Source organism: Sorangium sp. So ce385, from assembly GCF_051474135.1.
Taxonomy (GTDB): Bacteria; Myxococcota_A; Polyangia; order Polyangiales; family Polyangiaceae; genus Sorangium; species Sorangium cellulosum_D.
On the sequence record NZ_CP150337.1, the window covers coordinates 1,530,745 to 1,543,806 of the forward strand.

The 13,062-nt window shown below is 71.3% G+C and carries 5 protein-coding genes; 1 reads left to right on the forward strand and 4 read right to left on the reverse strand.

Translation table 11 applies throughout. The features are described from left to right. The first annotated feature begins 261 nt into the window (after window positions 1-261). A complete protein-coding gene (locus WME83_RS05715) occupies window positions 262-3,318 on the forward strand; it encodes a carboxypeptidase regulatory-like domain-containing protein (RefSeq protein WP_437318237.1) in 3,057 nt (1,018 codons plus the stop codon). 231 nt (window positions 3,319-3,549) lie between these two features. Here the strand turns inward: WME83_RS05715 and WME83_RS05720 are convergent, their stop codons facing one another. The 4 genes from WME83_RS05720 to WME83_RS05735 all read right to left on the reverse strand — a co-directional run bounded on the left by WME83_RS05720 (window position 3,550) and on the right by WME83_RS05735 (window position 12,928). Beyond that, window positions 3,550-9,555, reverse strand: a complete 6,006-nt coding sequence (locus tag WME83_RS05720) for an AAA family ATPase (RefSeq protein ID WP_437318238.1) — start codon at window positions 9,553-9,555, stop codon at window positions 3,550-3,552. A 303-nt stretch (window positions 9,556-9,858) separates the two neighbouring features. After that, window positions 9,859-11,313 (reverse strand): glucose/sorbosone family PQQ-dependent dehydrogenase, encoded by a 1,455-nt coding sequence (locus WME83_RS05725; RefSeq protein WP_437318239.1) that lies wholly within the window; start codon window positions 11,311-11,313, stop codon window positions 9,859-9,861. Window positions 11,314-11,973: 660 nt separating this feature from the next. Then, window positions 11,974-12,654, reverse strand: a complete 681-nt coding sequence (locus WME83_RS05730; protein WP_437318240.1) for a DUF4339 domain-containing protein — start codon at window positions 12,652-12,654, stop codon at window positions 11,974-11,976. Window positions 12,655-12,664: 10 nt separating this feature from the next. Then, entirely contained in the window at window positions 12,665-12,928 is a 264-nt protein-coding gene (locus tag WME83_RS05735) for a hypothetical protein (RefSeq protein ID WP_437318241.1), read from the reverse strand. Window positions 12,929-13,062 lie beyond the last annotated feature (134 nt).

The window sequence follows — 13,062 nt, forward strand, 5'->3', positions numbered from 1 at the left end:
ACTCGCGCACGCGCACGCGCACGCGCACGGGGATGCCAGACGAGGACGGGAGACGGGAGACGGGAGACGGGAGACGGGAGACGGGAGACGGGAGACGGGAGACGGCAGACGAGCACGGGGCCGCGCACGCGCACGGCGGGGCCAGCCACCGGACTCGGAGGGACGGAACGCGCGCTCCGCGCCGGTGATGTGCTCTTCGCCCTCCGCTCGCTTCCCGTGCCCTACCCTGACGGCCCTCGCGAACGCCCCGGAGACAGCCCGATGAAGCGACCTTGGACCAAGACGATGGGCGCGCTCGGCGTGCTCTGCCTCGCCTTCCTCGCCCTCCTCGTCCGCTCCTCCTGCTCCCTCTCCACCCCGGCGCCGCCGGGCAGCGCCGCGCCTCCGCCGGCGAGCGCGGCGCCGGCCGCGGGAAAGGCGCGCCGGCGCGCGACCGAGCCACTGCCCCGCGAGCCCGGGAGCATCGCCGGCCGCGTCGCCGAGCCCGCGGGCGCGCCGGTCGCCGGCGCCGTGGTCTGCGCCGTCGTCGAGCCGGCCGCGCCGGGCGCGCCGCCGCCCGCCGAGGCGCGCGAGCCGGTGTGCGCGCCCTCCGCGGAGGACGGCCGCTACGCGCTCTCCGGCCTGCCGCCCGCGCGCTGGACGATCACCGCCTCGGCGCCGCATCACCGCCCGGCGCGCTACGCCTCGCCCGACGCCGCCCGCACACCGTTCGTCGAGCTCGGCGCCGGCGAGGCGCGCGCCGGCGTCGATCTGGTCCTCCCGGCCGGCGGGGTCGAGGTCCGGGGACAGGTCGAGGACATCGGCGGCGGCGCCATCTCCGGCGCGCTGGTCACGCTCGACTGGCTCGAGCCAGGGATGGGCTCGGTGGTGGCGAGATCCGACGCCCAGGGCCGCTACGCCGCGTGGATCGACGAGGGGCCCTACGTCGCGCGCGCTCAGGCCGACGGCTACGCCGCGGCGTTCAGGGACGGCGTGGCGCCGGGGCCTTCGCTCAAGCTCCTGCTGACGCCGGCGTCCGCGCTCGTCGGGCGGGTCGTCGAGGCAGGCACCGGGACGCCGGTCGAGGGGGCGACGATCTCCCTCGACAGCGAGGGGGCGTGGGGGCCGATGCACGGCATGCCCGCGGCGCGCAGCGACGCGGAGGGCCGCTTCCGCGTCGATCGGCTCGCGCCGGGGCGCTACCGGCTGGTCGCCCGCGCGCTCGGCAAGCTCGGCCAGGCGCGCGAGAGCGTGCTCCTCGGCCTGGGCCAGACCTCGCGCGAGGTGGTGATCGAGGTCCACCCGGCGCGCGTCGTCGCGGGCCGCGTGGACGTCGCGCCGGACGGCGCGCCCTGCAAGCGCGGCAACGTCGCCCTGCTGAGCCCGGGGCAGGCCGGGATCCAGAGCGCCGCCATCGAGGCCGACGGCTCGGTGCTCTTCGAGGCCGTGCTCCGCGGCTCCTACGAGGTGCTCGTGGCCTGCGCCGACCACGTCGCAGAGCCGACCTACCCGGTCGTGGAGGTGGGGGACGCCGACGTCGAAGACCTCGTGTGGACCGTGCGCGCCGGCCTCGCGATCCGCGGCCGGGTCGTGGACCGCGACCAGAGCCCGGTCCTCGCCGCCGTCCACGCGTACGCGCCCGCGATGATAGGCGCCCGGGGCGCCACCGGAGCGGCCGCCCGGACCGAGCCCGACGGGACCTTCGTGCTGAAGGGGCTCGCGCCCGCGAAGTACATGATCATGACGCGTCCGGTCAGCCATGCCGAGCCCGCGCCCGTCGAGGTCGAGCTCCGCGACGAGCAAGCCCCCGAGGTGACGATCGTTGTCGACCGCGGGGGCGCGATCGAGGGGATCGTCGTCGACGAGGACCGGAAGCCCGTCGCGAGCGTGAACGTCTCGATCCTGAGGGCTCCGCCGGACATGGGGGCGCCGGGCGCGGCGATGGGGCTCATGCGGCCGCCCGCGGGCGGGATGGTGAGATCGCTCGACGACGGGAGCTTCGTGATGCGGGGGCTCCCGCCGGGCGATTACCGGGTCTCGGCCAGCGACGCGCCGCCGGCGCTGCCGCCGCCGGGCCCGGGCGAGCGCGGCGCTGCGCCCCCGGCGGCCTCCGCGCGCGTGGAGGCGGGGGCGAGCGCGCGCGTCACGCTGGTCGTGGAGCGCCGGAACGGCGAGATTCACGGGCGCGTCGTGGACGACATCGGCGAGCCGGTGACGGACGCCTTCGTCCACGCCGAGCGCGAGCTCGAGGGCGCGAGCCCGCCGGGGGCGAGCAACCAGGGCAGGGCGCGGTGGGGCGCCTTCGCGCAATCGCCGGTGCTCACCGATCCCGAGGGCAAATTCGTCGTCGGGAGCCTGCCCCAGGGCACGTACACGGTCCACGCGTACCGCAAGGGAGGGGGCGAGGCCTTCGCCGAGCGCGTCCACACCGGCGACAGCGTGACGCTCACCCTGAAGCCGGCCGGCGCGATCTCGGGCACCCTGTCCGTGCCCTCCGGGAAGATCCCCGAGCAGTTCACCGTCCGCGCGCTCGACCGGGGAGCGGCGCTCTTCCGCGCCGAGACCTTCGCCTTCACGGCAGGCGCATTCACGATCAGCGACCTCCCGGAGGGGAAATACGAGCTCTCCACCGAGACGCAGGAAGGGACGGCGTCCGTGGAGGTCGCGCTCGCGCCAGGCGAGCAGCGGAGCGGCGTGGTGCTCGCGCTCGCGCCGCGCGCCTCGTTGAGAGGGCAGGTGGTGTCGCTCGACGGCGGCGCGCCGATCGCCGGGGTGCGGATCAACGTCTATCCTCGCAAGGGGGTGCCGCCCGTGGGCCCGGGCAGCTTCCAGCAGGAGATCCGCACGGACGACGCGGGGCGCTTCGAGGTGAATCAGGCCCCCTCCGGGCCGATCATGCTCGTCTGTGCGCCGCCCGATCCGATGGGCTCACCCTACGACGTCGCCGCGCTCCCGGTGGACGCGCAGCCGGGCGTGGTGACCGACGTCGGGCGCGTCGTCATGGCGAAGCGCCGCGTCGGGCGGGAAAATCCGCCTGGCGATCTCGGGTTCTCGATCAAGGACGCATTCGACATGGAGCGGCCCGCGCAGACCCTCGAGGTGATCGAGGTGCGCCCCGGAGGGCCCGCCGCGCAGGCGGGCCTCCAGGTGGGCGACGTGATCGTGTCCGTCGACGGCCACGACGTCCGCGGGAAGATGGCGTATCTCTACCTGCCGCTCTCCGTCGTCCCCGCGGGGACCCAGGTGACGCTCGGGCTCTCGCGCGGGGCGACCGTGTCCATCACGGCCGGCGAAATGCTGATGCCCCAGGGGCCGCCGGCCGGCGTCCCCGCGCGGTGAGGGCAGCGCCCGAGGAGCGGCGCGCACCGGCGCTCGGAACGCAGCGCTGGAGCACCCATTCTCTTGAAACGCCCGAGAATGAAGAGATTGGAACCACAGAGGCACAGAGGGCACAGAGGGATGAAGAAAAGATTCCGAGCTCTCTCTCTTCCTCTGTGCCCTCTGTGTCTCTGTGGTTCATTTTCTCTGTGGTTCATTTTCTCGGGGTTTCAACCCGTTCGGCGTTCCAGTCTAGGCCGGCTCGGCGCCGCGCTCGTCCGCCTCTGTCGGGTCCAGCGGGAGCTCCACGAAGAACGTCGCGCCGGCGCCCGGCTGGCTCTCCACGCGGATGGATCCGCCATGCGCGATCACGATGCAGCGCGCGATATACAGCCCAAGGCCGAGGCCGCCGAAGTTGCAGACCGACACCGCGCGCTCGAAGCGCTCGAAGATCCTGGCCTGATCCGCCTCCGCGATACCGATCCCCTGATCTCGGACCGCGAGCAGGGCGTGGCCTTCCCGCCGGCGCACGCTGACGTGAATGGGGCCGCCGGCGCCGTATTTCATCGCGTTCGACAGGAGGTTGAGCAGGACCTGCTCCACGCGAGACGGATCCCAGCGCCCGATCACGGGCTCTTCCAGATCGAGCTCGGTCCGGCAGCCCGCGTCGGCGAGCTGGTGGCTCAGCCGCTCGAGCACGTCGCGGGTCAGGTCCGCGAGACCGACGGGCGCGCGCGCGAGCGTCAGCCGCCCGGCGTTCAGCGTCGTGACGTCGAGCAGCTCGTTCACGAGGTGTCCGAGCCGCGCGAGCTGCCGATGGAAGACGCGGAGCGCCCCCTCGATCCGCTCCGGGGCGAGCTCCGCGCGCTGGTGGCGGCGCAACAGCAGCTCGACGCGCTGCGCCTGCAGCTGCAGCGAGGTCAGCGGCGTCTTGAGCTCGTGGGAGGCGACGACGAGGAACTCATCCCTCCGCGCGATGGCCTCCTGGGCGTCGGCGAACAGACGGGCGTTGTCGAGCGCGAGCGCCGCGCGGTACCCGAGCTCCTCGGCCAGCCGCAGATCGGCGGGGCCGTAGCGGCGTTGGGGCGTTGTCGAGAGCAGGGTCATGACCCCGAGGCACCGGTCGCGCGCGACCAGCGGAACCCGGAGGAACGCGTGAATATCGAGCTGCTGCAGCAGGGGCGCGGCGCGGAGGTCGCCGACCTCGGGCCGGTCGAGCGACGCCGCTGCCAGGGGCCGCAGCGCGTCCGCGACCGCGTCGGCCAGCGCGGCGGACATCCCTGCGGTCACCGTGTGTCCCAGGGCGCCGCGGGCGAGGTCGACGTCGATGACGCACCGGTCGGCCAGCTCGGGCACCGCGAGCTGCGCCACGCTCTCGAGGGTCGCGCCGTAGCCGAGGGCCATCAGCTTGCGGCTCGCCTCGGCCAGGAAGCGCTCGGCCCGCTCGGCGCGCTTGCGCTCCGTGATGTCGGTGGAGATGCCGCAGAGCGCGGGAGGCGTGGGCCCCTCGCCGAGAGGGAACTTGACCGACAGGAAGGTGTGCAGCCCGTCCTCCAGCCGCACCTCCTCCTCCCACTCCATCGGCACGCCCGCGGCGAGCACCCTCCGGTCGTGGTCTTCGATGGTCGCGGCGAGCGGAGCAGCGAACACGTCGGCGACCTTCTTGCCGAGGATCTGCTCGGGCGGCAGGCGCAAGATGTTGCCCACGTGCCGGTTGACGAGCAGGTGTCGGCCCTGGTGATCCTTGACGTAGATGGACGCCGGTGAGTTGTCGATGATGGCCTGGAGCGTCTGCTGGTTGGTCTTCAGCGCCTGTTCCGCCCGCCGTCGCTCGGCGTTCTCCTCCTCCAGCTCGGCATAGAGCAGGGCGTTCTCCAGCGAGATCGCCGACTGCGAGGCGAGCAGCTCGACGACGCTGAGCCGCGCGGGGGTGAAGGCGCCGGTGACGAGGTTGTTCTCCAGATAGAGCACGCCGAGCAGCCGGTCCTGGCGCACGATCGGGAGGCACAGCATCGATCTCGTGCGCCTGCGCCTGAAATACTCGTCCTCCATGAAGGGGTGCCGGGCGGCGGCGTCGTCGAGCAGCACGCGCTCGTGGCTGCGGCGAACATAGTTGAGGACCGACTGCGGCAGCGCGGCCGAGGACGCCTCGTCCGCGCCGAGCAGCCGCACCGCGCCGCTCGGCGCCTCGATCGCCGCGGTCCACGCATGTTCACCCCGGACGAGGAGCACGCATCCCACGTCGGCGCCCGCGTGCTCGGCCACGATGCGCAGCAGCATCTCGAGCAGGCGCGGGAGCTTGAGCTCGCCGGAGATGCGCTGCGAGGCCTTGACCACGGACAGGACGTCGAACTGCTCGGCCCGCACGGCGAAGGTGACGGTGGGCGCGATCGGCTTGCGGTCGACGAGGTGGGGATAGCGCTGGTCGAGCTGCTCCACCTTGGCGTGGGCGCCCCAGCGAAAGAACCCGGCGCGGGCCTTTTGCAGGTAGGCGCCTTCGGGGATGGACAGGCCCCGCGCGCGGTAGAACCCCGCGGCGAGCTCGCAGGCGATGGCCTCGTGCTGGACGAAGCCGCCCTCCCGCGCCGACGCGATGGCCTGCTCGTAGAGCCGGGCGGCCTCCGGGTCGTCCCCTCGGAGCCGGGCGATCTCGGCGCGGACCAGCGCGTGCTTGTGGAGGAAATTGTCGGGGCAGCTCCTGGCCCACTCGCCGAGCTGCCGCTCGCAGTCGAGGAGCTGCGCGGGGAGCGCTCCGGGCGGGGACGGCTGCGCCTCGTCGGCGAGGGTCGCCAGCGCGAGCGCGAGGTAATAGACGTTCTCGGCGATGAGCGCGTACGGCTCGGTCGTCCAGGGGTGCTCGACCGTCACGCGGGTCGCTGCGGCCAGCGCCGCCCTGGGAGAGCCGAGCACGAAGAGCGCCTGAGCCTCCAAGCTGTAATAGAGACCGCGGGCGCCCTGGAGATCTCCCTCGCTCAGCCGCGCCTCGAAGGTCGACCGATCCAGAGCGGCGCCGTCCAGCGTCGGGAAGTGGACCGGCCTGCCTCGCAGCGTCTGGATCATGGCGTGGCCGCCGACGAGGGCGCTGTGCGCGAACGCGTAGCCGGCCCTGCGCACGAAGCCGAGGCGCTCTTCGAGCTCGTGGAGCACGTTCTCCAGCGGCTCGCCAGAGAGCAGCGGGAACAGCGCGGCCCAGATGCAGTTGAAGCACGCCATGTTCAGATGACCGGAGTCGGCCGCGGCGCTGAAGCCGGCGCGCGTATAGGGATACGTCTCTCTGTAGTGGCGTGTCCAGAAGACGACCATCTGCCCGAAGAGGGTGAACACCAGCGATTTCGTGGTGAGAGAGCCGCTCCTGTCTGCCAGGTCGTAGCCGAGCTTGCCGAAGAGGTAAGCCTCCTTGTATCGCCCGAACCGCGGGCCGATCAGCCTCGCGAAGGCGGCGTACGCGAGGGCGGAGCTCTCGGCGTTGCCGTGGAGCAGGCTGAGCTTGACCATGCGCATGACGAGCAGATAGTGCAGGTCGTGGTCCACGAAGATCGCAGGGGCCGTCACCCCCTGCAGCACGTCCATCATGACCTTGATCTCCGGGTGCGTCATGGGCGGCAGGCGGATCAGGTCCTCGATCGGCCGGTCGCGCAGGGCCTGCCAGACGCTCTTCGTCTCCTCATCGAGCCGCGCGCCTGAGGGGTGGAGCGGAAGATCGATGTCGCAAGCGCGGAGCCACGAGAGCCCGATCTCCACCGCGCGGGCGCATTGTCCGCGGGTCTGGGAGATGGCGGCGGCGAGCTCGACGGCGGCGGCCGTCTCGATCTTGGTCCTCGCGCGATCCATGAGCTCTCCCAGGAGCCGCTCGGCTTCCTCGAAGCTGCCGGTGATGTACGCGGAGCGCGCGCGCTCGAGGCTCAGGTCATAGGTCAGCTGGTACTGCGTCTCCCAGCGATCCTCGCCGAGGAGGGCCATGCCCGCGGCGAAGAGGGCGCCCGCAGACTCGTGGGCCGCCGCGGCCCGGGCTCGCCTGCCGGCGCGGAGGTTCAGCGCGGCGAGGTCGCCCCGCTCCGCCGGGGAGCGGATGAGCGCGGCGCCGCGGTTGAGGTGGCCGACGATGTCGAAGAGCGCCTCCTCGCGCTCGCCCGCGCTTTGCCCCTTCAGGAGCAGCCGGCCGATGCAGAGGTGCACCTCGGCGAGCTGCGCCGCCGGGATGAGCGCGTGAGCGGCCTGCTGCACGCGGTCGTGGAGGAACCGGTAGTCGCCGTTCCGGCGGAGGAGCAGCCCCTCGCGCACAGCCTCCTCGAGCGCGTCACGGAGCTCCGCCGCCCGACGGTTCGCGACCACCGCGAGGGTGTCGAGGGTGAGGCTGCTGCCGAGGCACGCGGCGAGCTTGAGCGCGTCCTGCGTCGAGGCCGAGAGTCGCTTCAGCTTGCCCACCATCAGGTCGATGACGTTGTCGCTGAAGCCCTTGTCGCGGATCGCGGCGATGTCCCATCGCCACGCCGCCTTGCCCGCGTCGAAGGCGATGAGCCCCTCTTCGTGCAGCGCGAGCAGGAACTGGAGCACGAAGAACGGGTTGCCGCCGGTCTTCTCGTAGACCAGCCGCGAGAGCGGCTCGACCTCGTCGGCGCCGGCGTGGACCGCCCCGGCGACGAGCGCCCCGACATCGGAGGCCGAGAGCGGCGCGAGGACGATGTCGCTGATGACGGCGCCGCGCCTCCGCGCGTCGGCCAGCATGAGCGACAGCGGGTGCGCCGGACCGACCTCGTTGTCCCGGTAGGCGCCGATCAAGAGGAGGTGCTCGGCCTCGGCGTACGTGACGAGCTGATCGAGCAGCTGGAGGCTCGCCGCGTCGGCCCATTGCAGATCGTCCAGGAAGAGCACCATCGGGCGCTCCTTCTGCGCGCACGCCGCGACGAAGCGCTGGAGCGTCGCGTGGACCCGGTGCCGGGCCTCGACCGCCGGGAGCTCCGGCGCGGGCGGCTGTGGGCCGAGGAGCAGCTCGAGCTCGGGGAGCACGCCGGCGAGCAGCCCGCCGTTCGGGCCGAGGGCCTCCCGGAGGCGCTGCCTCCAGCGCTCGAGCTCCTCCTCGCTCACGCACAGGATTTCCTGCACCAGCCCCCGGAACGCCTGGAGAAAGGCGTGGTACGGCATATCCCTCTTGAGCTGATCGAACTTGCCCGAGAGGAAGAACCCCCGCTCCCTCACGACCGGTCGGTGCAGCTCGGCGACCAGCGACGACTTGCCGATGCCCGAATAGCCCGACACGAGCACGAGCACTGGCCGGTCCTGCGTCACCACCCGCTCGAACGCGGCGAGCAACGCCTCCACCTCGCGCTCGCGCCCGTACAGCCGCTGCGGGACCTGGAACCGGTCCGAGACGTCGCGCTGCCCGAGCGGGAAGCGCTCGATGGCGCCGCTCGCCCTCCACCGGGCGAAGCACGCGTCCAGGTCGTGCCGCAGCCCGAGCGCGCTCTGGTAACGCTCCTCGGCGGCCTTGGAGAGCAGCTTGAGCACGACCGCGGACAGGAGCGGGGGAATCGAGGGGACGAGCGCGTGCGCCGCCGGCGGCTTCTTCGCGATGTGGCAATAGACCCATTCGACGGGATCGCTGGCCCGGAACGGCAAGGCGCCGGTCAGCATCTCGTGGAAGGTGACGCCGAGGGAGTACAGATCGGTCCGCTCGTCGATCCAGCGGTTCATCCGGCCTGTCTGCTCGGGCGCCATGTAGGCCAGCGTCCCCTCGATGAGCCCGTGGTGGACGACGTCCTGGGGCTCCCGGGGCGAAAGACAGGCGATCCCGAGGTCGGTGATCTTCACCTGCCCGGTCTCGGCGTTGTAGAGCAGGTTCTGGGGCTTGATGTCCTTGTGGATGACGTGGTGCCGGTGCAGCTCGGCGAGCGCGTCGGTCAGGCGGAGGGCGAGGGGGAAGAATCGTTCGAGCGGCATCGGCTCTCCGAGGAGCCGTTCGAGCGAGCGGCCGCCGAAGTCCTCCAGGATCAGCGCCGCCTGGCCGCCGACCGATCCGAGCCCATGGGCCTTGGCGATGGCCGGCGTGTTCAGCGCCGCGGCGACCTCGTGCTCGTGGCGCAGCCGCCCGAGGGCGCGAGCGTCGGCGTGGTCGCGTCGCAGGACCTTGAGCACCACGGGGAGGCCGTCGTCCTCGCGCACAGCCCGGTAAAGAACGGTGTCCGAACCCTCGCAGAGGACCGCGATGATGGCATAACGGGACGACGCCCCGTGTTCGGTGCAGACGGGAATCGTGTTCACAGGCGCGGTGCGGCGGGGAATGTGCGATGCATGCTGCCATGGTCGGCGCGCATCGCCATCGCTTTGAGCGGGCGAGGCGCCGCCGTCCGCCGCTCGACCGAGCCCTCGTTCAGCAGCGCTCGGAAGCGCTCGATCGCCGAGGGGCCGCTCCGCGGAAATCCTGGAACCTCGAGCGCTTGACGTGAGCTGCGGCCGCGCAGCGGAGGGGCCAGCTACGGGCCAGGCGGGATCTCTGCGCTCGGGACCGGGCGCGGTCGCGGGCCTGCGCCGCACCGGCGCGGGCCCCGCGACTCCGGCGCTGGCTCAGGGCGAGCCGGTGTACTTGAACTCGAGGAGCGCTCCCGGGTTCTCCAGGACGTTCGTGGCGCCGCCGTTCGGTCCGCCCGTGTTTCCGGCGGTGTCCGTGATGACGTAGAGCGTCCGGCGGTCCGGGCTCCAGGCGAGATCGCGGTAGCGGTTCGTGGTGTCGAAGTGGACGACGGGCTCGCCGACCACGGATTTCCCGTTCGGGCTCAGCTTCACCCGGTAAAGCGCGCCCTTCTTCAGGCTGGTCATCAGGAGAGAGTTCCCCCACCCGGGGATGCCGTGCCACCCCGTGGGGTAGTAGTGGAGCGACGAGGGCGCGATCGTCGGCCAGCACATGTACTGGAGGAACCCGCACGCCGGATCGAAGAACTGGTAGTCGTCCTCGACGGTGAAGAAGGTGAGGAGCGGCTCCTTGAAGTCCGGATGGCTGAAGGCGCTCTCCTCTTGCTGTGGGACGGAGGGCGGGGCCTGGTAGTCGTTCCACGCGAGCTCCTCGCACGGCGTCGGGCTCGAGGCCGACCAGTTGTCGTACGTGTAGGCCTGGTTGTCCTGATAACCCGCGACGTGGGGCCAGCCGTAGTTCTTGCCGGGCTTGATGAGGTTCAGCTCGTCGTCGGTCTTCGGCCCATGCTCGTTCGAATACAGCCTGCCGCCGCGACCGAACGTGAGGCCCTGCGGGTTGCGGTGGCCGTACGAGTAGATATGGCTCCGGACGCCGTCGATCCGCGGGTTGTCGTGCGGGATCGACCCGTCGAGGTTCAAGCGCAGGATCTTGCCGACGTACGTCGACCAGTCGTGCGCCGCGACCTGGGCCTTCGTGGGCAGAGCCTGCGCGCGGATGGGGATGCACTTCCTGCCGAACTGGTTGTTCCCCTGATCGCCGATCGTGTAATAGAGCTTCCGATCAGGGCCGAACAGGAGCCGCGCGGAGTTGTGATCGTCGCTCCCCGGCAGGCCCGTGATCACGTCGAAGGGGCTCCCCAGCGTCTGGGTCGCCGGGTCGTACGTGTAGCGGCGGATCTTCGTCCTGCGGTCCACCTCCGTACCGGGGTCGGCGTCATAGGTGTACGAGACGTACACGTAGTCTCTCCCCTTGCCTTTCAGCAGATCCGGGTGCAGCGCCAGGGCCAGGAGGCCGTCCTGCCCCCCCGACTGGTACACCTCCGAGATGGTGATCGCCGTGGTCCGCACGCCGTCCTCCGGCCTCACGCGCACGACGCGCTTCGCGGTGCGCTCGGTCAACCACAGGGTGTCGTCCGGCCCCCAGACGATCCGCATCGGATACTCGAAACCCCGGGTGATCTCGCGCGACGTGAAGGACGTGTCGTCGGCGGCGGCCTCGTTATCGTCGAAATCATGGGCGAAGATGGCGTCGGCGTGAGCTTCGACCGGCTCGTCGAGGGGATCCGCTTGGACGCACCCGATGACGGCCAACGAAGCCGTGGTGAGCAAACCAACTTGAGCCAGGAAAACAGCTGGGCCGCGTGAGATAACAAGCGACATAGAACTACCTCACTGTTTCGTTTCAAGTGACGTTGCCGACCAAATCCCACCGCTCCAGGCCGCGGTGGACGCGCTGGACAAAGCCTCGGCATCTACCGGGGACCGCATGGCTTCCGGTAAGGTGCACCCCCGATTAGGGTAAGGTCTTTACTATAGCAAGCGCAGAGGTCGTCCGCACTGTCAAGGTTGATTTACGACGCCGGCACATGACCAACGCGTGGCCGAGACGACGAGTCTAGTGGCACGGAGGTTGCTGCTATGGCCAGCGCGTCACGCTTCACGCGACGCGCGACGCGGAGGCGAGCCTCGCAGCGAGCCATCGCTGGCAGCGAGAGCACGATAGCGGCGCTCGCGCGGAGAGGGCGAATCGGCGAGATGCCGAGTGAGCCTCTCTCTTCATCCTCTTGGCGTCCTTGGTGCCTTGGCGGCTCCCTTCTCTGGGGCGTTCTGGTGAGAAGGAGATGAACCGCCAAGGACGCCAAGGATGCCAAGGAGAGGATCGCTCGATTCTCCCGGCGTGCTCCGCGCCTCGGCGGCGTTCTTCTCGGGGGGGGCGTGTCAGGAAGGGCTGAGCGCCGCTCGTTGCAGACGCGCAGGAGCGCGGCGCGCTTACTTGGCGGGCGCCGGCTCCGCGGGCGCGCGGAGCGGATCGATCGAGCGCGGGGTCCCGAACCCGGGGCCCCCGAGCGCGGTCTCGATCTTCTGATACACGCCCTCCCGCCCCGCGGAGCGCGCCGCGTCGAGGAGGACGTCATTGCGGTAGAGCGTCAACGTCAGCCCCGTCACGACCGACAGCGCGAGCATCAGGCGCTGCGCCCGGCCCGTGTCGCGCGCCCGCGCGCGCGGCGGCGCCTCGACGGCCTCGGCCGGCTGGATCATCAGCAGCGGGGCGCGCAACTCCGGCATCCCGGGCGGCGGCGTCGGCCGGGACGCCGCGAGGATCGCCGCCGGGGGCGCCTGCACCTCGGTCCGCGTCACGAGGTTCGGCGAGCTGTCCAGCTCCTCGATCGGCATCGTGGGTGAGACCGGAAACATGATGGACGACAGGCTCGACACCACCGGCGTCGGATGATCCGAATCCATGTTCCGCGACGGAGGACTGGGCGGCGGCGGCGGAACCCGCCGCGCCGTGCTCGCCGGAGCCCGCGCCGACTCGGCCGGCGGGTCCGCGTCGAGCCCCGCCACCACGCCGAGCGGCTGCCAGGTGGCCATCCCGGGCTTCCATATCTTCGTGGACTCGTCGATGACGTCGAGCCGGAACAGATCGTCGAGCTTCTCCAATGTGAGCACCTTAATGTCGTCAGGCGCGATCGCGACGTGCCAGAGATTCTCGCGATCGTCGGCCGCCGGAGCGGGCGGCGCCGGGCGCATGGTCGAAGCGGGCGGCGCCGGGCGCATGGTCGAAGCGGGCGGCGCCGGGCGCATGGTCGAAGCAGGCGGCGCCGGGCGCATGGTCGAAGCGGGCGGCGCAGAGCGGGTGGGTGAAGCGGGCGGCGCCGGACGCCTGGCCGGAAGGGGCGGCGGTTTCATACAAAGTCCTCCCTTGCGCGCCTGAGGATGCCACGGCCCGAGCGCACCTGTACACACCGACATGCGGCGCGGCGCGCTTTCGAGACGGTACGGATTTTTTCAGCGAATTGCGGTGCGACCCGTGGCGCTGGCGGGATCCTCGCCATGTAGGTATTCTCGCGGCCGATG

Bases quoted from the DNA above. Each gene is read 5' to 3' on its own strand.
- WME83_RS05715 (WP_437318237.1), top strand. From the start codon at position 262: ATGAAGCGACCTTGGACCAAGACGATGGGCGCGCTCGGCGTGCTCTGC.